Raw genomic sequence first — 24,669 nt, 5'->3', positions numbered from 1 at the left:
CGCGTCACAGCATTCCATTCCGTTTTTTGAGTTCCAGATACAAAGCCGAATGATCCAGCTCGGCCCCATCCATTTCGTCTATCAGATATTCGAAACGGTCGCGCACAGATCGGGTGCTAGGTAGCTCAAGGCCAAGGCTGCGCGCTTCTTCTAGCGTGTTGTCCAAATCCTTTAATTGAAACTTAGACAAACCTCCGGGTGCAAAATTTCCATCAGACATGCGTTCGCCATGTTGTTGCAAGATAATACTATCCGCAAAGCCCCCCTTCAGTGCGGCCCTCAACGCGCTGGGGTCAGCACCACCTTGCTGAGCCAGTAGAGTCGCCTCGGCGACTGCCGATATTGTTACAGCGACAATTGTTTGATTGGCCAATTTGCACAATTGACCAGAACCACTTGGGCCAACATGCACAGGCTGGCCCATTGCTGTCAGAACCGGTCGCACGCGCTCCATAACGTCCTGATCGCCACCGACCATGATCGCAAGGGTGCCAGCTTCGGCACCTTTGGTGCCACCGGAAACCGGGGCGTCCAGATGCCGCACCCCCATCGAGGAAAGCTGCGCGGATTGCTCTCTTGCGTGTTCGGGTTTGGCGCTCGACATATCAATCCAGATCATCCCCGTTTTGAGTTGCTCGCGGAAAGCCTCGTCAGCAAGTAGCGCGCCGGTCGCGTATCCATCCGAGAGCATGGTTATTATTACGTCTGCACCCGAAACCGCCAGCGGGGCAGTTTCTACCAATGTCGCGCCTTCTGCTGTCAACGGTTTTGCCTTTTTCAAGCTGCGGTTCCATACAGTGAGCGGAAACTCGGCGCGCAAAATATTTCGCGCCATGGGAGCACCCATCAGGCCGGTTCCCAACAGAGCCACTTTGAACTGCTTGCCCATCATTTACTGTCCTTCCGAAGGTGCGCCACGCATGGTTATGGCCAAACCAAAATCTCTGTCATACGCTAACGGCTCTGTGCCCACATGCCAGAAGTCGTTGCAAATCCGCCAAGGTTTCTTTGCTTCTCGGTTGATCTGTGGGACGAAGTAACACTTGTCCAGTCGCCACTTCTGAGGTCGGAATATTTATATGTCAGAAAGACTTAAGGGAAAAAGCGTCCTGGTCACAGCCGCCGCACAAGGGATCGGACTTGCAAGCGCAATTGCAATGGCAAGAGAGGGTGCAAAAGTCTATGCGACGGATATTAACCCTGAAAAACTAAATTTGATTCGCGGTCAGAATCTCGAAAATCTCGAAATATTCGAGATGGATGTGACGAATAATGACAGCGTTCATCATGGGGTCGCGCGAGCGAAGCCGGACGTTTTGTTCAACTGCGCAGGGTTCGTGCATCACGGAACTATTCTGGATGCAACCGATGAAGAGTGGGATTTCGCCATGGACCTTAATGTGCGCTCAATGGTGCGCACGACAAAGGCTGTATTGCCGGGAATGCTAGAGCGCGGAGGAGGCTCGATAATCAATATGTCTTCCGCACTGGGTTCCATAATCGGTGCGCCAAATCGTTTTGTATATGGAACGACAAAAGCCGCTGTTGTTGGGCTGACGAAATCGGTGGCCGTGGACTTCATAACAAAAGGAATCCGATGCAATTGCATTTGTCCGGGAACAGTCGACAGTCCCAGTTGGCGTGACCGCGTAGATGCGTTGGGCGAGCAACTGGGCAGCAGAGAAGAGGCCCTTGCACAATTTGTGGCGCGACAGCCTATGGGGCGTGTAGCGAAAGCAGAAGAGATTGCTGCATTGGTCGTCTATCTGGCGAGCGATGAAAGTGCATTCACCACAGGACACACGCACATAATTGACGGGGGTTGGTCAGGCCAATGACAAAAGTATCAAAAAACGATTTGCGATCTCGCAAGTGGTTCATGAATTCTGAGAACCTTGAGATGACTGCATTGTATCTGGAAAGATACCTGAATTACGGTTTGACCCGTGAGGAACTGCAATCAGGCAAACCGATCATTGGCATTGCCCAGACCGGCAGTGATTTGAGCCCCTGTAATCGGCATCATATCGAATTGTCCAAACGTGTTCGCGATGGAATCATCGCCGCCGGGGGAACGTGCATCGAAATACCGGTCCATCCGATACAAGAGACCGGTAAACGGCCAACGGCCTCACTCGACCGCAACCTGGCTTATCTGTCCTTGGTTGAGAGTCTATTTGGGTATCCGATTGATGGCGTTGTTCTCAACATTGGTTGCGACAAGACCACGCCCGCACTTCTTATGGCCGCTGCGACTGTCAACATCCCGGCGATCGCCCTGTCGGTCGGCCCCATGCTCAACGGTTGGTGGAAAGGTGAACGCGCTGGATCGGGCACGGTTATATGGAAAGCGCGCGAAGACCTTGCGGCTGACGAAATCGACACCGATGAGTTCATGGAAATCGCAGCCGCCGCAGCACCTTCGGTGGGCTATTGCAATACGATGGGAACAGCAACGACCATGAATTCGCTTGCTGAGGCCTTGGGTATGCAATTGCCCGGATCAGCAGCCATTCCAGCCCCGTATAGAGAGCGCGGTCAAATCAGTTATGAAACGGGTAAACGCATTGTGGACATGGTCTGGGAGGATCTACGCCCCAGCGATGTGATGACACGTCAAGCTTTTGAGAATGCGATTGTTATCAACTCTGCGATTGGCGGATCGACGAACGCGCCGATCCACCTGAATGCGATCGCTCGGCACCTTGGTGTTCCGTTGACCAACGATGACTGGCAGAAACTTGGCCACGACGTTCCTCTGTTGGTTAACATGCAGCCAGCGGGTGAGTATCTGGGCGAAGATTACCAACAGGCCGGAGGTGTACCCGCCGTTGTCGGTGAGCTTCTTGATGCTGGATTGCTGCCGCATCCCGATGCGATAACGGTGAACGGTAAGACGATGGGCAATAACTGCTCGACGCGCCGGTCTCAGAATAGCGACGTAATCAAGCCTGTCAGTAGCCCGGTTAAGCAACAGGCGGGGTTCATCAATCTCTCGGGCAACCTGTTCGAGAGTGCGATTATGAAGACATCTGTGATCTCAAAGGCATTTCGAGAGACCTACCTGTCGAACCCGGATGATCCAAATGCGTTTGAGGGCAGGGCGATTGTGTTTGATGGGCCTGAGGACTTTCACCATCGGATCGATGATCCCGCAGAAAACATCGACGCAAACTGTATTCTGATTATGCGCGGAGCGGGACCAAAAGGATACCCGGGTGCTGCAGAGGTCGTGAACATGCGGCCGCCCGCATATTTGTTGAAACAGGGCATCGAAGCTCTTCCTTGCATCGGTGATGGACGGCAATCCGGTACATCAGGAAGTCCGTCTATCCTGAATGCCTCACCCGAAGCTGCAGAGGGTGGTGGGTTGGCCTTAGTGAGAAATGGTGACCGACTGCGCATCGATCTTGGCAAAGGCACAGCGGATATGCTGGTTTCGCTCGAAGAGCTGCATGAACGCGCTCGCGATCTGGAGGCAAAGGGTGGGTATTCAATGCCGCCCAACCAATCCCCGTGGCAGGAGATATTCCGCGAAAAAGTAGATCGGTTGGATCGCGGTATGACGCTCAAGGGTGCAGAAAACTACCGCGATATCGCACGAGGCTTCATGCCACGCGATAACCACTAAAAGGAACAGAAATGAAACTTGTTCGTTACGGAGCCGAGGGCTCGGAAAAGCCTGCGTTGGTCGACTCTGAGGGTCAATTGCGGGATCTGTCAGCTCATATCAACGATATTACGGGGGATATGCTGGATGATGGAACGCTAGATAATTTGCGTTCGTTGGATCCGAACAACCTGCCAATTGTGGAGGGTGATCCTCGTATCGCACCGTGTGTCGGCGAAATCGGAAAATTTCTTTGCATCGGTTTGAACTACTCGGACCATGCTGCAGAAACCGGCGCAGATATTCCCGAGCATCCGATACTTTTTTTCAAGGCTAACTCAGCGGTCATAGGGGCATATGACGATGTTGTCATGCCGCGCGGATCTACCTGCACCGATTGGGAATGCGAACTGGGGGTCGTCATCGGTAAGACGGCCAAATACGTTTCCAAGGCCGATGCGCTCGAACATGTTGCGGGCTATTGCATCGTAAACGATGTGTCGGAAAGGCATTTTCAAACTCAACTGACCGGTCAATGGACCAAGGGCAAGTCGTGCGACACATTTGGCCCTACTGGTCCGTGGCTAGTGACCCGGGATGAAGTGCCTGATCCTCAAAGTCTTGGTATGTCACTGGATGTAAACGGTCAGCGCATGCAAACCGGGAATACTGCTACGATGATTTTTTCGGTTGCCGAGATCATTGAGCATCTAAGTCAACTTTTCACATTGCACCCCGGTGACGTCATTTCAACTGGAACACCGCCCGGTGTCGGAATGGGGATCAAACCGAAACCAGTTTACCTAAAAAAAGGCGACGTCATGGAGCTTCGCATCGATGGGCTTGGTGTTCAGCGGCAAAAGGTCGGTCAAGATGACTGACTTATTGCAAATCGGAAGGATCACAGAACGGATGCGAGAGCGCCTGTCCGCAGCGTTCGACATTCATCAATTGGACGATTTCAACGCGGAAAATGTTACGCATATCGTTACGAACGGGCACGATGGTGTTCCGCATAACCTGATGACATCACTCGGTAATCTGAAGATGATCAGTGTCTATGGGGTCGGCTACGACGCCGTCGACGCAAATGCAGCAGCTGAGCGCGGGATTGTTGTGACGCACACGCCCAGTGTTTTGAACAAAGAAGTCGCAACCACCGCCGTTCTGCTGTTGCTGTCATGTTATCGAGAGCTCATACGTGACGACGATTACGTTCGGTCCGGACGGTGGGAAGTTGAAGGTAATGCCCCTTTGACACGATCAGCGGACAATCAAAGAATAGGCATTCTTGGTCTTGGTCGCATTGGTCAGGCGATCGTTGATAAGTTGGAGCCGTGGGCCCCCGAAATTTCTTATCACACCCGCAATCAAAAGGATGTCCCGTACCGATATTTCGACAGTTTGGTTGAAATGGCAGAACATGTGGATGTCCTCATATGCATCACGCCCGGCGGCCCGTCGACCAATAGGCTGGTCAACGCTGAGGTGTTGCGCGCGTTGGGGGCAGGGGGCACTCTTATAAACGTTAGTCGAGGTTCGGTTGTCGACGAAACTGCCCTAATCAATGCATTGCAAAACGGTGAGCTCGGGTGGGCAGGGCTTGATGTTTTTGAAGACGAACCGCGCGTTCCAAAAGCATTGCGCGAGTTGTCCAATGTCGTTCTGCTCCCTCACGCTGGTAGCGCGACTATTGAGACACGTGCAGCTATGGGTGACCTAACTGTCGACAATCTCCTGCAACACCTTAAGGACGGATCGGTGATCACAGCTGTGCCGGAATGCAGAGATCTGTAGAAGGCCAATCTGAATAGTGTTTGAGTTTGCCGTTGCGGTTTTCTTTCTGCTGATTACGCCTGGCCCAGGTGTTTTGACAACTGCGGGTATTGGATCAGCATTTGGTTTTCGAGCTGGGCTCGCTTTTGTGGCCGGTTTGATGCTGGGCGGGTTCATCAACATGATGTTTGTTGTCTCTGGAGTCGCTGCAGTAGCTTTGGCTATACCGGTACTTAGAACTTTGCTGCTATTTGCCTCTGTTGGGTATTTGGGATTTCTTGCCTGGCGTATTGCAAGAGCTGGCTCAAAGGTCGGGTTTTCCCCCGCGGTCTCGCCACTTGGTTTTGCGAACGGGCTGACACTTCAGTTCATTAATCCCAAGGCTTACGTGGTCGGCACTGCATTGTTTTCAGGGTTTGCCTTTTTGCCCGATGCGCCCGTTTGGGAGGTCGTCATAAAAATCGTAATATTCAATATGGTTTGGGTGCCAGTGCACATGATCTGGCTGGGTGCTGGCGCAAAGCTAGGCAGCCTTGATTTAAGTGAGAGATCACATCAAAGGATCAACTTTGCGATGGCGGCTTCATTGATGGTTGTTGTGGTGATTGCTTTGGCGTCGGCGCTTTAAACAAAGCCTGCGTCAGTCGTACCTAGCAGACGGTTGAAAGACATAAATCAAAGTGACGCCGTTATTCCGCCATCAACGTAGAGAGTATGTCCATTGACGAAACTGGATGCAGGGGAGGCAAGGAATATGGCGGCGCCGACAAGTTCTTCCACATTGCCCCAGCGACCGGCCGGGGTGCGTTTCTCGAGCCATGCACTAAACTCAGGGTCAGCAACCAATGCGGCGTTCAAAGGTGTATCGAAATATCCAGGCGCAATGGCATTGCAGTTTAGGCCATACTTAGCCCAATCAGTCGCCATTCCTTTTGTAAGGTTGGTCACGGCACCTTTTGTCGCCGTGTAAGGCGCAATACCCGGTCTTGCCAATGCGGATTGAACCGACGCAATGTTAATGATCTTGCCTGACTTTCTTTCAATCATGTGCCGTGCCACAGCCTGACCGACATGAAAGACGGACGCTACATTTGTCTGTAGTAGGTGCTCGAAGGCATCAGCGGGGAAATCCTGTAGCTCCGTCCTGTGTTGCATTCCGGCGTTGTTTATCAGGATGTCTATGGGGCCGACATTGTCTTCAAAGTTGTCCACGGCAGATCGGACACCTTCATGATCGGTTGCATCGAACGAAAGTTCACGTACCGAGGCGCCTGTTTCGCTCAACTCGGATGCTGCTGCCGCTAGTTTCGCGGTGTCGCGCCCGTTCAAAACGACTTGCGAACCGGCGGCAGCCAAGCCACGGGCCAACGCAAATCCAATGCCTTGGCTAGAGCCTGTTACTAGTGCGCGTGTTCCCTCTAGGTTGAACATTTCAAGCATCATGCAAAAACCCCTTGGTTGTCAGCACCGACTATCCGTATCTTTTGGCAATATGTATAGGGAGTCTGTGCAATGTCTTCGGCCAATGTTGCTGTTGTTATCCATGCCGCAAAAGATCTGAGGTTGGAAAACCGGGACGTACACGACGTGGGGCCAGACGAAGTCTTGATTGCCATGCGCGCGGGTGGGATTTGCGGCTCTGACCTGCATTATTATAACCACGGTGGTTTCGGTGCGATCAAGTTGCGTCAGCCGATGGTGCTAGGACATGAAGTCGCCGGAGAAATCGTGAAAGTCGGGTCAAGTGTGCAGGGGCTGCACTTAGGCCAACTGGTTGCAGTTTCTCCATCCCGCCCTTGCCAAGCCTGCATTTATTGTCTGAACGGGCAGCAAAACCACTGTCTTGATATGAAGTTCTATGGCAGCGCGATGCCGTTCCCGCATATCCAAGGCGCTTTTCAAAGCAAACTCGTGGCGAAAGCCAGTCAATGTGTTCCGGCAGATGGGTTGAGCCCTGCGCAGGCCGCTATGGCCGAACCTCTGGCTGTCTGTTTGCACGCGATTAAACAAGCCGGGAACCTCTTAGGCAAAACGGTACTTATCACGGGATGCGGTCCGATTGGCTGCCTCACGATCTTGGCGGTACGTCGTTCTGGAGCGGCCAGAATAGTGGCGACGGATATCTCGGACCAGACCCTCGCTCTGGCGCGTGAATGCGGGGCAGACGATGTCATCAACACCTACGCCGATCCGCAAAAACTGGAGCAGTTTGAAAACGACAAGGGCCAGGTTGATGTCCAACTGGAGTGTTCTGGGGCTCAATCGGCTCTGGCTTCTGGCGTCGCATGCTTGCGACCGGGTGGAACATTGGTTCAGCTTGGTCTGGGTGGAGATATGACTGTGCCGATGCAGGCGTTGACTGCAAAAGAGATAGGGCTTCGTGGGTCTTTCCGTTTCCATTCCGAGTTCTCAGTCGCGGTCGAGATGATGCGAAGCGGACTAATAAACGTCGACCAGTTGGTGACGCATTCCTTCGAAGTTGGCGAGGCTGTAACTGCCTTTGAGGTCGCGTCTGATCGAAGCCAATCAATGAAAGTGCAGTTAACGTTTCCGGAAAATGACGATGGATAGACGAATGCGTGATATTGCAAAGACTTATGAAAGAGACGGTTTCGTAGCTCCGCTGGATATCCTGACAGCTTACGAGGTCCAAACGCTGCGCGATGATTTTGAAAAAGCAGAGCGCATTCTCAGAGACGACCCAGAGAAACTCAAGCTTCTATATTCTTATCCGGACAGGCTGATACCATCATTCGATGCACTTCTTCGCCATCCGAAGCTGATTGAGGCTGCTTCAACAGTGTTGGGGCCGGACCTCATGGTTTGGAGCGGTGCACTTTTCGTAAAAGAAGCGCGATCATCGAAGATAGTCTCGTGGCATCAAGACTTGACCTATTGGGGTTTGGATGATGCTGAAGAGGTAACCTGTTGGGTTGCAATTTCGGAAGCGACTGAGCAAAGCGGGTGTATGAGGTTTGTTCCTGGCAGCCATAAAAGCCGTATCGTGCCTCACGTGGACACCTTCAGCGAAAACAATCTCTTGTCACGTGGGCAAGAAATCGCAGTCGATGTAAACGAAAAAGATGCAGTTGCTGCCGAATTGCGTGCAGGGCAGGCATCAATGCATCACGGGCATCTCTTTCACGCATCAGGGCCCAATAACACAGACGATAGACGCATTGGTGCGGCGTTGCGTTTCATAAAGCCCTCAATGAAACAGCAAAACAGGGTGAAAACTTTGGTTGCGCTAGTCGCAGGGCGAGATGATTTTGGGCATTTTTTAGTTGCGTCCTCCCCTCAGGGCTTTTTGCATGAGAACGATTTCGTTTTGTGTCAAAGGGATGCAGATCGCAAAAAACAAATACTCTTCGCCGGAGTATAATGACTCCCTTCGAGGGTCTTGTCAGAAGAACTTTGCTTGAGCGGGGTAGGGGTGTTGCGTAGCTTTTGCCCCTGACCAGACCTGCCTCTTTCAAATACTTAAAAACCAGTCCCGAGATCATCCGCTTGGCCGTGATGCTTTACATCCGTTTCCCGCTCTCGCTTCGGAATGTCGAAGATCTGCTGCACGAGCGAGGCATCGACGTGAGCCACGAAACCGTCCGATATTGGTGGAACAGGTTCGGCCCGATGTTTGCCTCCGAGATCAGACAAAAGCGAGTTCAGCAATTGCGAGCACACTCGAAATGGAAATGGCACGTCGACGAGGTCTTTGTGAAGGTGAATGGCAAGCGACACTATCTGTGGCGGGCTGTTGATCACGAGGGCGAGGTGCTGGAAGCCGTTGTCACCAAACGCCGAAACAAAGCTGCAGCACTGAAATTCCTTAAGAAATTGATGAAACGGCACGGTTGCGCCGCGGAGGTCGTGACCGACCGGTTTGCATCCTACAAAGCAGCGCTCAGAGATTTGGGTGCTCTCGAAAAACAACAGACGGGCAGTTGGCTCAACAACCGCGTTGAGAATTCGCACCTGCCTTTCCAACGAAGAGAGCGCGCTATGCAACGTTTCAGGCGCATGCGAAGTTTGCAGAAATTCGCCTCCGTTCATTCCTCCGTCTACAACCACTTCAACCAGGAAAGATCGGTCGCCAGCCGAGACACCTTCAAGCTGACACGCACCGTCGCTCTTGCCGAGTGGCGCGAACTTGGTATGGCATAAAGGGCACCTATATTGGCTTAGCTGAGACTAGTTCGAATTTGTCTGACGGCACCGCCACTCATACCCGCCTCAATTCAAATGTGCTTTCCGCCGCAAGACCTTACCCAAATATCGGCGCGCTCGAATTTTCACGTTTCGGGTGACGGCAAATTCACTGCAGTCCGGATTCGCGCAACCCAATCCCATTGCCGATTGGCCTGAGCGCCCGGTTTACATCAGGATTAATCGAAACAGACAGCGAGCCGCGTTGCTTTGATGCAGTTCCGTAGGGGGGACCAGTTCCTGGTCTCATGCTCAGCTTGAACCCAACTGCTAAAGCGCTCCGGCTACCATGCTGGAGGCACAAAATAAGCCTCCACCGTGATTTGCGCGACAATGCCTGGGCATAGCTGACTGTTACTTTCTTTACAAAAAATCCCGAGTTTCGTGAACAAATTTACAAAATTTTATTTCAAGACCAGTAATTTATTGAGAAATTTTCTGTCTGATTTCCATTATTGGAATGCACAAAAGTGCGCTTTCGTCTGCTGGAAGAGGAGCCAAAGGACGAAAAATGGAAATGGGAGGAATACATGACTAAGAATAATGTCACGCGCCGCGGCGTGCTAAAGTCCGGTGCCGTTGCAGGTACCGGTCTGGCCCTGCCTACGATCTTTACGGCTTCGTCGGCCGCTGCCTTTACCAATGAGCCGACAGGGGCGTCTGTCACTCTGGGCTTCAATGTTCCGCAAACCGGACCTTATGCCGACGAAGGCAATGACGAATTGCTGGCGCAACAGCTGGCGGTCGAACATCTGAACGGCGAGGGCGACGGAGGTTGCTTGAACACTTTCTCGTCGAAGGCTCTGCAGGGGAACGGTATCCTGGGCAAGAAGGTCGGGTTCGTCACCGGCGACACCCAGACCAAATCGGATGCAGCCCGCGCATCGGCCAAGTCGATGATCGAAAAAGACGGCGCGATCATGATCAACGGTGGTTCGTCCTCGGGCGTGGCCGTTGCGGTTCAGGGCCTGTGCCAAGAGGCGGGCGTGATCTTCATGGCCGGCCTGACGCACGCAAACGACACTACGGGCAAGGACAAGAAGGCCAACGGTTTCCGTCACTTCTTCAATGCATACATGTCGGGTGCCGCGCTGGCGCCGGTTCTAGCGGCTGAGATGGGCAAGGAGCGTCGTGCCTATCACCTGACGGCCGACTACAACTGGGGCTGGACCCAGGAAGAGTCGATCGTTGCCTCGACCGAAGCCCTGGGATGGGAAACGGTCAACACGGTCAAAACACCGCTGGCGTCGACCGACTTCTCGTCCTACATCGCACCGGTTCTGAACTCTGGCGCGGACGTGCTGGTTCTGAACCACTATGGCGGCAACATGGTGAACTCGCTGACCAACGCGATCCAGTTCGGTCTGCTCGACAAGGTTGCAAACGGCAAGGACTTCAAGATCGTCGTGCCGCTGTATTCCGAGCTGATGGCCGCTGGTGCGGGCGAGAACATCAAGGGCGTGCTGGGTTCGATGAACTGGAACTGGCAGCTGCAGGATGAGGGCACCAAGGCCTTCGTGAAGTCCTTTGGTGAGAAATACGGCAAGCCGCCGTCCAACTCTGCTCAGACCTGTTATGCACAAGTGCTGCTTTATGCGGATGCATGTGAGCGTGCGGGCACCTTCAATCCCTGTGGTGTTGCCGAAGCTCTGGAAGACTTTGAGTTCGACGGGCTGGGCAATGGTCCCACCTGGTATCGCGGTGCCGATCACCAGTGCTTCAAGGACGTGCTGGTTGTACGTGGCAACGAGAACCCGACCAACGCGTATGACACGCTTGAAATCGTCGAGATCACGCCGCGTGCGCAGGTCGAGTACGATCCCGAGCACCCGATGTTCGCCGGTGGCGAACTGGGCAAGTGCAATCCGGGCGCGTAAGCCTTTTGGCGAATGTCTGACCGTCGTTCTCGGCGGTCAGACGACTTACGGCCAGGCCTGTGGGCCTGGTCCCAACCACTCAATCCACACTGACCAACCCTGAGGTGGGCCCAATGGACGCCATCCTACTGCAAATACTTAACGGTCTGGACAAGGGCTCGGCTTATGCGCTGATCGCGCTGGGTCTTACCCTGATCTTCGGGACGCTCGGCGTCGTGAATTTTGCCCACGGGGCTTTGTTCATGATTGGCGCGTTCTGCGCCGTTACTTTGCAAAAGCTGCTGAACCTGAGTTTCGTGACCCTCGATGAAACCCAAAAAGACTTTTTGGGTAATCCGCTGAAGGTCGAAACCCCTTATATCGAGGCCTGGTTCGGCCCCGAAGTCGGCGCAACGATCATCGACTGGTCCGTCCCGTTGGCCATCCTGTTTGCGATCCCGATCATGCTGCTGGTTGGCTATGTGATGGAACGCGGGCTGATCAAACACTTCTATAAGCGCCCGCATGCAGACCAGATCCTGGTGACCTTTGGTCTTGCGATCGTTCTGCAGGAAATCGTCAAGTATTTCTTTGGCGCCAACCCGATCCAGACCCCGCCGCCCGATGTGCTGAGCGGATCTGTCGATCTGGGCACCATGGTTGGTTTTGATCCCAATGCAATCATCTACCCGATCTGGCGATTGGTTTATTTTGGCTTTGCCGTAGGCATTATTGGCGCAGTGTTTTCCTTCCTGCAGTTCACCACCTTCGGGATGGTTGTCCGTGCTGGGATGGCTGACCGGGAAACGGTGGGCCTGCTGGGCATCAATATTGACCGCCGGTTTACCATTATGTTTGGCATTGCTGCCGGTGTCGCCGGACTGGCCGGTGTGATGTACGGGCCGCTCAACCCGCCGAACTACCACATGGGAATGGACTTTCTGGTCCTTAGCTTCGTCGTGGTTGTTGTTGGCGGAATGGGGTCATTGCCAGGCGCCGTTCTGGCAGGCTTTTTGCTGGGCATTCTGGAAAGCTTTGCCTCGACCACCTGGGCCACCACAACGATCCCAGGCATCAATCAGATCATCATCTACCTTGTCGCCATCATCGTGCTGCTGACGCGTCCGCGCGGGCTGATGGGGCGCAAGGGCGTGATGGAGGAATAATCAATGTTGGGACTGAATAAAAAAGACACCAGCCTGCTGATCGTCGTCGCACTCCTGACCTTGCTGGCGCCTTTCATCCTGAACCCGTTTCCAGAGGGCAGCGCCATGGCGCAGTTCAACGCGGGTTACCCGGATTTGATGCAGAGGTTCGTGATTTTCGGGATCTTTGCCATCGGGTTCAACATTCTGTTTGGCCTGACCGGGTACTTGTCCTTCGGTCACGCGGCCTTTCTGGGCGTAGGATCATACTCGGCAGTTTGGATGTTCAAACTGCTCAGCTACAACGTCATTCCAGCCATCGCGCTGAGTGTCGTCGTCGCGGGCCTGTTCTCGCTACTTATCGGGTTCATCAGCCTGCGGCGGTCGGGGATCTATTTCTCGATCCTGACGCTGGCCTTTGCACAAATGAGCTTTGCGCTGGCCTACTCGGTTCTGTCAAACCCCAAGTTTAACCTGACGAACGGGGAAACCGGCCTGCAGGTTTATGCGGACGATCCGCAGATCCTGCAGGGCGCTAACGCGCCGGATTTACCGCATCTGTTTGGATTGCCAATGCGCGCGACGTACACGATGGATGTGGGCGCGTGGAGCTTTGACTTCAACGCGGGTTACTACTTGTGCGCAATCATAATGATGGTCGTGTTTTACCTGTCTATCCGTATTTTCCGGTCGCCCTTTGGCATGATGCTGCGGGCAGTAAAATCGAACCAGCAGCGGATGAACTATACGGGTCTGAACTCCAAGCCATATACGCTCGCGGCCTTTGTGATTTCTGGCATGTACGCCGGTCTGGCCGGTGGTCTGATGGCCGCAATGGACCCGCTGGCAGGTGCCGAGCGGATGCAATGGACCGCTTCGGGCGAGGTGGTTCTGATGACGATCCTCGGTGGTACGGGCACGTTGATCGGGCCGGTTCTGGGCGCAGGTTTCATCAAGTATTTCGAGAACATCTTCTCGAAGATCAACGACAACGTCCTGCATAGCTGGTTCGCATTCCTGCCTGACGGGTTGGAGGACGCCGTGGTGTTCGTGATCCACCCGTTCATCGGCAAAGGCTGGCACCTGACGCTGGGCATCCTGTTCATGCTGGTTGTCATCTATCTGCCGGGTGGTCTTGTTGAGGGTGGACAACGTTTGCTCAAGCGCTTCAAGCGCAAGAAAAAAGACACCGACGATGCGCCGTCGGGCAAAACAGAACCGGCGGAATAAGGGGCGAGAAATGGCAATTCTAAGAGTCAAAGACGTCAGCAAACGCTTCGGTGGCCTTAAGGCGCTGACAGATGTGAACCTCAATATCGAAGAGAACTCGGTTCATGCGATCATCGGCCCCAATGGCGCGGGAAAATCGACGCTGCTGAACTGTCTGGTGGGTAAGCTGATGCCAGACACCGGGTCGGTGTTGTTCAACAACAACTCGGTTCTGGGACTCGAGCCGTTCCAGATCAACCAGATGGGCATTAGCCGCGTGTTCCAAACGCCTGAGATCTTTGGCGAGCTGACCGTGATGGAGAACATGCTGATCCCGATCTTCGCGATGCGGGATGGGGCATTCCGGATGCATGCCTATGAGACCATCGCTCGCGAACGTGAGGTCGTCGAACAGGCCGAAGTCATGCTGGAAGAAATGAACATGGCCGACAAACGCGAAATGCACGCGGCGTCGCTGTCCCGGGGCGACAAGCGGCGACTTGAGATTGGCATGTGCCTCAGTCAAAATCCGCGGCTGTTGTTGCTGGACGAACCTACGGCGGGCATGGCGCGGGCGGACACCAACAACACCATTGATTTGCTAAAACAGATCAAGGATGAGCGCGACATAACCATCGCCATTATCGAGCATGACATGCATGTGGTCTTCAGCCTTGCGGAACGCATCACAGTGCTGGCGCAAGGGACGCCGCTGGTCGAAGATACTCCAGAAAAAATCCGTGGACATCCCAAGGTTCGTGAAGCCTATCTGGGCGAGGCGGCGTAAGGAAAAGCTATGAACGAGAAACCCGACTTTTCGAAAAACGCCAATAGGGCAAGCACCGCGCCTGCGTTCCTGTCTGTATGGGACATGCATTCATACTACGGGGAAAGCTATATCGTGCAGGGCGTCAGCTTTAATGTGCACGAAGGCGAGATTCTGGCCCTGCTTGGACGGAACGGCGCTGGCAAAACCTCGACACTCCGGTCGATTGCGCGGGTAGGCGATCCGGAAGTAAGGCACGGTGAAATCTGGCTGGATCATCAGCCACTACACAATATGACAAGCTACGAAGCGGCGTCTGTTGGTCTTGGCCTTGTACCGGAAGACAGACGAATTATCCCAGGGCTGACCGTTGAGGAAAACCTGCAGCTTGCCCAGATTGCGCCGCCAGTTGGATGGTCCCTGGAGCGGTTGTATGAACTGTTCCCGCGTTTGGGCGAACGCAGGAAACAAGAGGGGATTACGTTATCGGGTGGCGAACAACAAATGCTGTCAATCGCCAGAGCCCTTGCACGGGATATCAAGGTCCTGCTTCTGGATGAGCCTTACGAAGGTCTGGCCCCGGTCATTGTCGACGAGATTGAAAAAACACTGGCTCATGTCAAGCAACAGGGCATGACCACGATCATCGTCGAACAGAACGCCGTCCGAGCATTGGAGTTAGCCGATCGCGCGATCATTCTGGACACCGGCACCATCGTATTTGATGGGACGGCGAACGAGGTGCTTCAAGACACCGGCCTCCGCGAGGAGTATTTGGCCATCTAGGGCAGGCTCGAAGTCTTAGGTACATTCTGGTTGCAAACGCCTTAGTTATGGTGACGCTCGAATTCTTCGGACGCTTGCGCTCCTACAATCATGATCAAGGCAACTAACTATGATCCGCCATATCGTTCTGACAAAATTCCGGTCCGACGTGACCGACGAAACCATCTGGAAGATTTACAGGGGCCTGTCGGACCTAACCGACGCCCTGCCGGGTGCAGGCGGGTTTACCGGTGGTCGCAGCGAAAGCCCTGAACAGATCGAACGCGGTTACAAGCATGGGTTTGTGATTGATTTCGATGATTGGGCCGCATTGGCAAGCTATCAAAGCAACGAGAGGCACAAAGCGCTGGGCGCGCAGTTGGTCGAAAACGCCGTGGGCGGCATCGACGGAATTCTGGTCCTGGATTTAGAGGTCTGAGACAGTAAAGCGGGTTTAACCAGATTCCGAATGGCTGACTGAAACGGTGTGCTGACCGTCCCAGCGTGGCGCTGCGCGCCTGTGTCCCTGTAACCGTTCGACGGCAAGATTTTTGATCTGCGGAAACAGCCCTGATCAGCTTGATCACCAATGATTTGACGGACCCAATTTTACTGAATTCGCGTCACCGACGCAAATGGTGCCAGGGCACAGAAGGGGCGAACGACGGCACATTCTGCCCTTGCGAGACCGGCAATAGTTGCACGACGAACACCGGATTACTTGTGTTCCAGCGGTCAATTTTTTATACTGCTTCGTACATTTTTTTGAATTTTTTGATGTTCACGAGTGTATTTGGTTTGCCCGAGTTGCGACAGCAAAGAGCGTGTTCTGGCGGCCAGTTCGGGGGTATTGATGACAAAGGCCAGCGATCCAAAAACTCGCCCTGAAGTTGCCAAAAATGACGCTAATACAGTGTCGGGTGTTTATGACTTTGTGCAATCTCCTGACTGGCAGGAGATGCTTGAAAATGCTCGGAAACAGCGAGAAATAAACATCGCCACTCGCAAGGCAAAAGCCGCTGCTTCACAGTCATCTGATCCAGACCAACCCAAAGCCACGAACTCAACCGATGGTGCGCAACCAGCGAACGCGCTAAACGCAGCGGCGGGGCTGTCGGGAGCCTTTGGTAAGTCTGCCCAAGCTACCAGCTCTCACCAATCTGGTGAGTCGGTTCAAAAAGCGACGGCAGGGCGATTTGACAGTCAACCCTTCAATGATGACAGTCGCGCGACTGAAAACGTGACACGCGATGCTCGAGGAGAAGCACACACTGTGCCGCCCGATGGCAGGCCCGCGCCGGGCATCCATCCCGACAACACGCCAGAGGATCTAGCCGACCCGAAATCAGGTCAAAAGCTTCCCGAGGAAGGGTTCGCGGATCGATTGCGCGGAACCCTTCAGGAAAGAACAGACGATCAGAATCGTAAGCGTCTCAAGATGCGGTTGGGACTGGTCGCGGCAGGATGCGGCATCGGTGTTGTTGCGTCGTCGTCGGTTTTTTTGATTTTGTCTGGGTTGAACGCCCCCGGTCCAACCGAAAATGCAGGTTTGGTGAGCCAAGAGACCGCGGCAACAGGCGCGATCATGCAACCAGACGCGGAACTCGCCGAGCGATCGGTGCCGCCGTCCGACATTACAGGTGATGCGGCGGACCCGACGGTAACTTCTGAAACCGTGTTCGATATACCATCTGAATCGATTTTGCCTGACGGTGACACAACCGCGTCACAGGATTTGGCCTCGTTGTCGCTACCCTTATCAGATTTGTCCGAGCAACCGGGCGGTATCAAACCAGAATTGTCGCTCTTGGCACCTAGTGTTCGGTCTTTCGTGCCGACCTTTGCCCAGCCACCACTGCCGATAACCCTGCTAAGCTATCGACCTCGGGAAGAGTTGAATCTTGGTTTTGTCCGGCTTCAATCCACGCCGGAAATTTTCAGCACTTCTGTCGCTTTGCTTGAAACAACTGTGACTGTGGTAAAGCCCGAAGAGTTTTTGAAAGGCGTAAACGTAGCTGCAACCCCAAAAACAATGCGTCCGCCTGTAGTTCCGATCCAGCCCGTTGTACTGGACTATACCGTGACGCAAGTATCTTTGGATGTCCTCTTGACCGAGCCTGAGGTTGGTTCTCAGCCGGAACAGGGTCTTCAGACAAGCGAAGTAAATGGTTCGGACATTGCCGTGCGGCCAGAGGGCACAAGTCTTGCTGCCGAGATTGCGCAACCGTTGCCATATGAACCCCAGCCCGAGCCTGTCGAATTTGCGGCATTGCCAATCGCACCAAAGCCAATCGACGCGCCGGCCCCATTGATCACACCGGCCGCTTACGAGACATCATTGGCTTTACGGGCACCGGTCCTTTCGGTGACACCAAGCCCGCTGGAATCACCGGTCTTGCCTCGGACACCGGCTCTGCTGAATGATGCAATCACACCCCCGGAACCAGAGCCTGCCCCGGCAAACATGTCCGTGACCTTCCGGATCTATGCGCCGACCAATGTTCCGCAGAGCGTTGTGGATTCTGTTGTGTCCAACCTGACTTCGACCGGACATGAGCTTAACGGGCAAGCCCGCGTGGGGTTTAAGATCACCCAGTCAAACGTTCGCTTCTATCACAAGCAGGACGAGGAAAGAGCCGCCACCCTTGCCAGAGACTCAGGTGCATTGCTGCGGGATTTCACAGGGTCCAACAACAAAACTCCTAGTGGAATCGTAGAGTTATGGTTGGCAGGAAAAGGTTCTGGCGTCGCCAGTGTCAAGCGAACCAACACACGCAGCACGGCCAGAACCCAAGCCCCTAACCGCGTCAATCAACTGAAAAGTCAGGTCCTGAGCAAACTTAAGAAAGCGACGACCCAATGACTGTATTTTTAAGCTATACTGAAAAGGCTGATTCAAGATTTTGTACTGTTAATTGTTTCCGACGAGGTATCCAAAATGACGGATAGACGACTTATCGGCATCGTAACTGCTCTGCTATTCTTATCGACGACCCAAAACGCGCGTGCCGAAATTACGCTTGAGCATCTGCTGGCCATCGACCAAATGCTGTCCACCAATGACATTCAGGCACTGTATTCCTACCTCGACAAAAACCCGGAGCTATTGACCGGCGAAGATGAACTGTCGCTGGAGCTGCGGAGCTTTCACGAGGTCGCATCTGTTGGCAATCTGGATTTCAGCTATGCCACCAGTGCACCGGCCAGCAGCGAGAACCGTGCGGCTAACGAGGCATTCGATGCCTCGCGGCAACACTGAGTCGGATGTCAGAAATGCTTGCCGTCGGGCGATCGAACACACCAACGATCGCCTATGTCATCGAGCCGCGGTTCTCTGGCGGGACTTCTGCGGCTGTGGCGGCCGAATTGCCGGTGGCCGCCGAATGCGGGCAGGTGGTCGTGCACGCGATCACGTCCAGGACGTTTGGCACCAACCAACACGTTTCACCGGTTTTGCGGCAGGTGCTGGACGAGCTGAACATTCCGATCATTTGGGATGCACCCCGGATCAGCGCGGATTTCGTGTTTTTGCACAACCCGTCTTTTTTGAAATTTCAGGACACGCTTGGCACAAGGATCATTGCGCGCGAGCTGTACGTGATCACGCATGAGAATTTTCTGCGTCCGGGCGGGGCGGAAGGGTTTGATGTTTCAAGCTGTCTAAGTCAGATCGAAGCCTCGACAATTTCGCTGAGGAAAACACTCGCGCCGATATCACCGTTTAATCGAAGCGGCGTAGTCGACTGGTTGGCAACCTCTCGTGTGGCGCGACAGTGGGAGGTTTTGAGCTCTGACTGGTTCAACATTTGCGAGACTGAGATGAGCGCCCCATGTGAAACACCACAGGACCGCCGTGGGCGTCATTCACGACCCGGATTCGAGAAGTTCCCGGTTGTTGCTGATTTGGACAGCTGTTTTCCAAGCCATTCGCAGTGCAATGTAATTCTAGGGGCGGATGCTTTGTTGAATGCCCGTGTTCTTCGCGCGCATTGGACCTTGCTTCCCTTTGATGCCATAACTGTGCAAGAGTTCTTTGGAATGATTGACTTTTTTGTATATTTCACCGCGCCGACCTGGCAGGAAAGTTTTGGTCGCGTTGTGGCCGAAGCGGTTGCCGCGGGTAAGGTGGTTCTAACCAACACTGATACTGGCGCTACGTTCGGAAATGCTGTCTTGGCTTGCCAGCCATCACAGGTGGACGCAATCATTGCCGACCTGATCGCCCAACCGCAGAAGTATCATGATCAGGTGGCCAGATCGCAATCGGCGCTGCAGAACTACTCTGCAGGGAAATTCAAGGCGATGCTGTCGGGGGTTTTGTCCGCCGATAGCGGGGTGAACAAATGATCTATGTCGAAGTGGGCACACGCTCATTGCGGTCGTTTGACACGCAGTTGATCTTTGCTGAGCAGCTTGCCGCACGTGGCTTCAATGTTTGCATTGATGCCGATTATCTGCCCGAGGATGCAGGGCGTGGCAGGATCTACGAGGCAGCCAAGTTCCTTGTCGACCCGGGTGAGAACAAGGCGCAGAGTGTATTCGTACTGGGTGCAGAAGAGATCGATGATTTTCTTCTTGCGTCGTTGCGCAACAAACAGCTCGACCCGAGTGTCCCGGTTGTTGCGACGGGCCGCTTTATGACTCAGCAAAGCTATATCGCGGCCAAGGCCCGGCTGGCCTATGCGCTTGGGCGCGAAGCCAAGGTGATCGACCTGACAGATTTTCAACCGCGACCGGTGTTGCCATCTACCTCCAGCCCTTTGGTGGCGGATGTTCGGCCAGTATCGCGGCGGTCCAAACGGGTGGTGCCGAACGTGACCGTTGTTCTGGGTTCGATGGAGTTGGACAACCCCGAGACGCTGTCTTGTTTTTCCCGGATGAGCAGCCAGAGTGGCTATAACCTGAAACTCATTGTTAGCGGCGCACAGAACGAGGCGATCAAGGCGTCGCCGTTTCACGATTTGCCGACCTACTTGTATACCGGACTGTCGCCGCTGACTTTGGCAATTTCGACGGATATTCTGGCGATGTTCGGTAATGGAATTGCCGGAGTTCGCATGGCCGCTTTTGCGGTTGAGCTGATTGCAACGGGCGGCGTTGCCATTGACTGTACCGACGATGAGGTTCTGATGTCCTCGGGCGCACCTGCATTGCTGGGCCCCAAGACTCCTTTCGCATTGGATGGGTATCTGATCGGCAATGTGATCGGGAACGTGCCGCAAATTGTCGAACAGGCCTCGAAATCGCAATGGTTGCACACAGTTGATATTTCTCGTCTGGAAACGGCTGCAGGTCTGAAACCGAAACGGCGTCAGACGGAACAGGACAAGCCTAAAACCCTGTTTTTCCCGACAAACGGGGTGGGGCTGGGCCACGCGCAGCGGTGCAGTATCATTGCCCGTGAAATGCCGGACACCATGACAAAAATGTTCGCGGCCTTTCCCAGCTGTGTCCCGCTTGTTCGCCGTGAGGGTATCGGCTGTATCCCTCTGGTTCAGCGCACCGATACAAAGACCAATTCAGATGGCAATGACGTGCTGACTTATCGGCGTCTTGGTGGGGTGCTTCAGGAAAACGACACGCTGGTTTTTGACGGCGGCTACGTGTTTGACTCCGTCTACCGGGTGATCCGTGAACGCAAACTGTCGGCGGCTTGGATCCGGCGCGGGTTGTGGCCCGAAGGCCGGTCAAGGCAGACCATGCTGCGCCGCGAAAGCGTGTTTGACCGTGTCATCGTGCCCTCCGAGGCATTTGACGAGCTGAACGACGCTTACAGCTATGGTGACCATGTCCATTATGTCGGGCCAATCGTGCGTCAGGTGGAACAATCCGCCGCGGAAAAAGAACAGCTCAGGGCCCGGCTGGCGGAACGTTTCGGGCGCGACTTCAAGCAACTGGTTGTCAGCATGTTAGGGGGTGGGGTTGCCTCGGACAGGTCTGCACAATTGCAGGCGATCTCGGGCATGCTTGAGGCGCGCAAAGATTGCCTGCACCTTGTTGTAACGTGGCCCGGAAGCACGGTTCAGCCTGCCACATTTGGTTGGAAAAACACCCACGTGGTTCAGACGTTAGAGGCGACCAAGCTTTGTCTTGCCGCGGATGTGGTTATATCTGCAGCCGGTTACAACTCGGTCCTTGAGATGCTGTACCATCGCATCCCGGCGATATTTATTCCGCAGTCAGCACCCTATCTGGACGATCAGGAACGGCGCGCCACAGCCATGGCCGACCGTGACTTGTGCGCCGCCATCACCGAGCGCGAATTCATGAAGCTTGAACGCACGGTCGCAGATTGGTTGGATCATGACGGAGCCGAATTATACCGATCCGCTTTAAATGATTTTGAGCTGCCCAAAACGGGGGCAGTCAAGGCCGCCGAATTGTTGACCGAATTGGGGGCCGGATATGACCAGTGATCTATGGTTCGAAATTCTCAGCCGAGCGTCGCCAAATCGGCCCGTGCCGCTGGACGATCTGATCAATGAGGATCACGGCGCCAAGCCGCTTGGCAAGGTTGTCTTTCCGAACATGCGGCTGGCACCGTCGCTTATGCTGTGGGACCGCGAACCCGGTGGTCCGGTGCATATCGGCGTGCGGGTGCATGAACCGCCAGAGATACCGTATCGAATCGCCAGGCTTTTGGCCGCCGCCGCGATGGAGCGGGAGGTTTTTCCGGTCATTCTCAGCCGTGTTGACTATTGCGGTCTTGAACGGTTCGGGTTTCGTGTCGAACGCGTGCCCGAAGAGGCCGCTGCAGCCCAGGCCGCCGAGGAAGAAATCAGAAAATACTGGGACCTGGCGATTATCATTGACGGGCATGAAATCGGTCTGTTGGGCTAGCGAGACGCCGATTTAGGGCAAGGAGCGTTTTGTGAAAATCATGACCGGCGGACAAACGGGCGTTGATCTGGCGGCTTTCCAGTTCGCTTTGGAAAACGAGATTCCCTATGGCGGCTGGGTTCCGAAAGGCCGCTTGAATGAGGCGGGCCGCATTCCGGATCGCTTCTCTGGTTTGAATGAAACACAGTCCGCGGATGTCGCCGAACGCACAAAGCTGAACGTTTTGGCCTGTGACGCATTGCTGGTGTTTGTGGATGGATCGACCAGTCCGGGAACGCAGTTGACCATCGATTTTGCGCAAGAGATCGGAAAGCCTTATCTGGTCGTTGATCTAGGGCAGGGGCTTGAGGCGTGTGCGCGCCAAGTAGAGCAATGGGTCATGGCGAGCCCTAATACGATATTGAACATCGCTGGCCCCAGAGAAAGTGAAGCCCCCCAGATCGGAGCCAAAGTGACAGCGATCTTACGTCAATCGATTTTGCCCCAAAGCCCCGAGGCATAGCCAAACTTTGGTTCCGGCTATACGACGTTTCGCCAGTAGGCGCGGCACCCGACGGTTGCTAGGATTGGGACAAACAGATTGCGAAGGCCAAGTTTCATGTTTGCAAAAACCGCCGGACAGATTGATTTTGACAAGGTCCTGATCGTCGATGACCATCCATTGTTTTGTGATGCTTTGTCGATGACGCTGCAAAGTGTCACTCGTATCGGTGAAATCCACACCGCAGATCGATTGGAAAACGCGATTGCTCTGATTGCCGGTGGGTTGCGACCAGATGCGGTTATACTGGACCTCAACCTGCCGGATGTGGACGGGCTTGAAGGTTTGGTGCGCGTCAAAGCGGCCACCGATGCACCGGTCATCGTGGTGTCGTCGATTTCAGAGAACCGCGTGATCAGTCAGGTGATCCGTGCGGGTGCCTCAGGCTATGTCCCCAAGCACAGCCAGCGAGACGTGTTTCGTACAGCTTTCGAGACAGTTCATTCCGGGGACGTCTTCGTGCCAGACGGTTTTGCACTGATTGACGACGATGCAGATACCGAACACAGCGACGCCGCCAATCGGCTTGCCACATTGACCAATCAGCAATCGCGCATTCTGCAGCTTATTTGTGAAGGCAAACTGAACAAGCAGATTGCGTTTGATCTGTCCATTGCCGAGACCACGGTCAAGGCGCATGTAACTGCAATCATGCGTAAACTCGGGGTGCAAAGTCGTACGCAGGCCGTTCTGCTTGCCAAGAAGGCTTCTCTTGCCAGCGTCTTGCAAGAATAAGCCCTCGCGCCATATCATATGAAAACGTTGCGCTTCAGGGAGGAGGGCAGGATGAACCAAGCAGTCGGGTGGGCGACAGCTGCTGCCCGTGCGCCAGGTATCGTCAAAACGGGCTTTGTACATCGCGAAACGGATCAGGCGATTGAAAAACTCGCCGGATCCTTGGGCGATGATCTTTTGTCCTTGGTTATTCTGTTCGTGAGCTCCGGCGCGGATGCGGCGGCGGTTATTTCCGAGGCAGTCGATGCTTTTGCGCCAGCGCCGGTAATCGGATGCACCACAGCGGGCGAGCTTGCAGATTGCGGCTATGGCGAAGATCAGATTGTCGCCATCGGATTACCGTATTCGCATTTCGAGGTGCGCACTCTGCTGGTGCCCGACCTTGGGAATTTCTCGGCGCAGGACATCATCGACCAGATGATCCGCAACCGTAACGAAATGGCGGCGTCCGCACCGGATTGGAAACACGAGTTTTCCTTTTTGATGATCGACGGGTTGTCGACGAAAGAGGATGCGCTGACGTCGGAACTCGCCTTTGGACTGGGGCCGGTGCCCTTGTTCGGCGGGTCCGCAGGGGACGGAACCCATTTCGGCGCGACCTATGTGTTGATGGACGGTCAGGCCATGCAGAACGCGGCGATCCTGACGCAGGTTCGCACGCGCTGCCCGATCAAAGTGTTCAAGACGGATCACCTGGTGCCAACGGCGCGGCGTATGGTTGTCACCAAGGCCGATCCGGCAAACCGTATCGTGCAGGAAATCAACGCCGAGCCAGCCGCGCGCGAATATGCCCGTCTACTTGGAAAAGACCCTGAACAGCTGACGACCTTTACCTTCGCGGCCCACCCGCTGGTTGTGCAGATCGGCGGCCAGCATCATGTGCGGGCCATTCAGCGCGTCGCGGGCAATGGTGATCTTGTGTTCTTTTCCGCGATTGATGAGGGGCTGGTGCTGACGCTGGCCGAACCTCGCGACATGGTTTCGCATCTCGAGGAAGAAATCGCTGCGCTGACACAGACCACCCGTCCGGACACGATCCTGGGCTGCGATTGCATCCTGCGCCGGCTGGAGGCACAGGAAAAGCAAAAGACGGGCGAAATTTCGCGCCTGCTGGCCGAGAACCATGTCGTCGGGTTTTCGACCTATGGCGAGCAATTCAATTCGATCCATGTGAATCAGACGCTGACCGGCGTCGCGATTTACCCTCCGGAAGACGGGTAGGC

The 24,669-nt window shown here is 54.5% G+C and carries 24 protein-coding genes; 22 read left to right on the top strand and 2 right to left on the bottom strand.

Going from position 1 to position 24,669, the window contains the following annotated elements; translation table 11 throughout:
* Positions 1–4 precede the first annotated feature (4 nt).
* Complete coding sequence (locus AC2FFH_RS00235) at positions 5–889, bottom strand: NAD(P)-dependent oxidoreductase (protein WP_496843495.1); 885 nt, start codon at positions 887–889, stop codon at positions 5–7.
* A gap of 190 nt (positions 890–1,079) precedes the next feature.
* Here AC2FFH_RS00235 and AC2FFH_RS00230 point away from each other — a divergent pair, with 190 nt between their 5' ends.
* The 5 genes from AC2FFH_RS00230 to AC2FFH_RS00210 are packed head-to-tail and all read left to right on the top strand — an operon-like array spanning position 1,080 to position 6,014.
* The gene (locus AC2FFH_RS00230; protein ID WP_496843494.1) at positions 1,080–1,838 is read left to right on the top strand and encodes an SDR family oxidoreductase; all 759 of its coding nucleotides are present in this window, start codon (positions 1,080–1,082) and stop codon (positions 1,836–1,838) included.
* A complete protein-coding gene (locus tag AC2FFH_RS00225; protein WP_496769754.1) occupies positions 1,835–3,631 on the top strand; it encodes an IlvD/Edd family dehydratase in 1,797 nt (598 codons plus the stop codon). Before AC2FFH_RS00230 ends, AC2FFH_RS00225 begins: the two co-directional genes overlap by 4 nt.
* 11 nt (positions 3,632–3,642) lie before the next feature.
* On the top strand, positions 3,643–4,491 hold the full coding sequence (locus tag AC2FFH_RS00220) for a fumarylacetoacetate hydrolase family protein (protein ID WP_496721907.1): 849 nt from the start codon (positions 3,643–3,645) through the stop codon (positions 4,489–4,491).
* Positions 4,484–5,407: a 2-hydroxyacid dehydrogenase gene (locus AC2FFH_RS00215; RefSeq protein ID WP_496843493.1), complete on the top strand. Its 924-nt coding sequence runs from the start codon at positions 4,484–4,486 to the stop codon at positions 5,405–5,407. Before AC2FFH_RS00220 ends, AC2FFH_RS00215 begins: the two co-directional genes overlap by 8 nt.
* A 16-nt stretch (positions 5,408–5,423) precedes the next feature.
* The gene (locus tag AC2FFH_RS00210) at positions 5,424–6,014 is read left to right on the top strand and encodes a LysE family translocator (RefSeq protein ID WP_496769748.1); all 591 of its coding nucleotides are present in this window, start codon (positions 5,424–5,426) and stop codon (positions 6,012–6,014) included.
* Positions 6,015–6,061: 47 nt separating this feature from the next.
* Here AC2FFH_RS00210 and AC2FFH_RS00205 read toward each other — a convergent pair whose 3' ends face one another.
* Positions 6,062–6,829, bottom strand: coding sequence for an SDR family oxidoreductase (locus tag AC2FFH_RS00205; RefSeq protein ID WP_170777660.1), 768 nt, complete (start codon positions 6,827–6,829; stop codon positions 6,062–6,064).
* 69 nt (positions 6,830–6,898) lie between these two features.
* On the opposite strand from AC2FFH_RS00205, the gene AC2FFH_RS00200 reads away from it, so the two are divergent.
* From AC2FFH_RS00200 to AC2FFH_RS00120, 17 genes are all read left to right on the top strand, one after another.
* A complete protein-coding gene (locus AC2FFH_RS00200) occupies positions 6,899–7,957 on the top strand; it encodes an L-idonate 5-dehydrogenase (RefSeq protein WP_496843492.1) in 1,059 nt (352 codons plus the stop codon).
* Positions 7,958–7,961: 4 nt separating this feature from the next.
* Positions 7,962–8,768, top strand: coding sequence for a phytanoyl-CoA dioxygenase family protein (locus AC2FFH_RS00195; protein ID WP_496769742.1), 807 nt, complete (start codon positions 7,962–7,964; stop codon positions 8,766–8,768).
* Positions 8,769–8,833: 65 nt separating this feature from the next.
* Entirely contained in the window at positions 8,834–9,547 is a 714-nt protein-coding gene (locus AC2FFH_RS00190; protein WP_496769740.1) for an IS6 family transposase, read from the top strand.
* A 572-nt stretch (positions 9,548–10,119) separates the two neighbouring features.
* Entirely contained in the window at positions 10,120–11,466 is a 1,347-nt protein-coding gene (locus AC2FFH_RS00185; protein ID WP_108859119.1) for a substrate-binding protein, read from the top strand.
* Positions 11,467–11,579: 113 nt separating this feature from the next.
* Positions 11,580–12,611, top strand: a complete 1,032-nt coding sequence (locus tag AC2FFH_RS00180) for a branched-chain amino acid ABC transporter permease (protein ID WP_109311932.1) — start codon at positions 11,580–11,582, stop codon at positions 12,609–12,611.
* A gap of 3 nt (positions 12,612–12,614) precedes the next feature.
* Positions 12,615–13,820 carry a branched-chain amino acid ABC transporter permease gene (locus AC2FFH_RS00175; RefSeq protein WP_496694899.1) on the top strand — a complete coding sequence of 402 codons (1,206 nt, stop codon included), beginning with the start codon at positions 12,615–12,617 and terminating at the stop codon, positions 13,818–13,820.
* A 10-nt stretch (positions 13,821–13,830) separates the two neighbouring features.
* Complete coding sequence (locus tag AC2FFH_RS00170; RefSeq protein ID WP_058277369.1) at positions 13,831–14,586, top strand: ABC transporter ATP-binding protein; 756 nt, start codon at positions 13,831–13,833, stop codon at positions 14,584–14,586.
* Between the two features lie 9 nt (positions 14,587–14,595).
* Positions 14,596–15,351 (top strand): ABC transporter ATP-binding protein, encoded by a 756-nt coding sequence (locus AC2FFH_RS00165; RefSeq protein ID WP_058274761.1) that lies wholly within the window; start codon positions 14,596–14,598, stop codon positions 15,349–15,351.
* Positions 15,352–15,460: 109 nt separating this feature from the next.
* On the top strand, positions 15,461–15,769 hold the full coding sequence (locus AC2FFH_RS00160) for a Dabb family protein (protein WP_496769738.1): 309 nt from the start codon (positions 15,461–15,463) through the stop codon (positions 15,767–15,769).
* Positions 15,770–16,183: 414 nt separating this feature from the next.
* Entirely contained in the window at positions 16,184–18,193 is a 2,010-nt protein-coding gene (locus tag AC2FFH_RS00155) for a hypothetical protein (protein WP_496843491.1), read from the top strand.
* Positions 18,194–18,268: 75 nt separating this feature from the next.
* Positions 18,269–18,589 carry a hypothetical protein gene (locus AC2FFH_RS00150; protein WP_282150864.1) on the top strand — a complete coding sequence of 107 codons (321 nt, stop codon included), beginning with the start codon at positions 18,269–18,271 and terminating at the stop codon, positions 18,587–18,589.
* A 14-nt stretch (positions 18,590–18,603) separates the two neighbouring features.
* Entirely contained in the window at positions 18,604–19,677 is a 1,074-nt protein-coding gene (locus AC2FFH_RS00145; RefSeq protein ID WP_496843490.1) for a hypothetical protein, read from the top strand.
* Positions 19,674–21,746, top strand: a complete 2,073-nt coding sequence (locus AC2FFH_RS00140; RefSeq protein WP_496769730.1) for a glycosyltransferase — start codon at positions 19,674–19,676, stop codon at positions 21,744–21,746. Before AC2FFH_RS00145 ends, AC2FFH_RS00140 begins: the two co-directional genes overlap by 4 nt.
* A complete protein-coding gene (locus AC2FFH_RS00135; RefSeq protein WP_496769729.1) occupies positions 21,736–22,170 on the top strand; it encodes a hypothetical protein in 435 nt (144 codons plus the stop codon). Before AC2FFH_RS00140 ends, AC2FFH_RS00135 begins: the two co-directional genes overlap by 11 nt.
* A 40-nt stretch (positions 22,171–22,210) precedes the next feature.
* Entirely contained in the window at positions 22,211–22,672 is a 462-nt protein-coding gene (locus AC2FFH_RS00130; protein ID WP_496843771.1) for a putative molybdenum carrier protein, read from the top strand.
* A gap of 96 nt (positions 22,673–22,768) precedes the next feature.
* A complete protein-coding gene (locus AC2FFH_RS00125; protein ID WP_282150869.1) occupies positions 22,769–23,446 on the top strand; it encodes a response regulator in 678 nt (225 codons plus the stop codon).
* A 51-nt stretch (positions 23,447–23,497) separates the two neighbouring features.
* On the top strand, positions 23,498–24,667 hold the full coding sequence (locus AC2FFH_RS00120) for an FIST N-terminal domain-containing protein (protein WP_496769724.1): 1,170 nt from the start codon (positions 23,498–23,500) through the stop codon (positions 24,665–24,667).
* The last annotated feature ends 2 nt before the right edge of the window (positions 24,668–24,669 follow it).

The organism is Ruegeria sp. YTSC003, assembly GCF_059609785.1.
The sequence above is the reverse complement of the archived record's forward strand: the minus strand, read 5'-3'. Positions and strand labels throughout refer to the sequence as shown.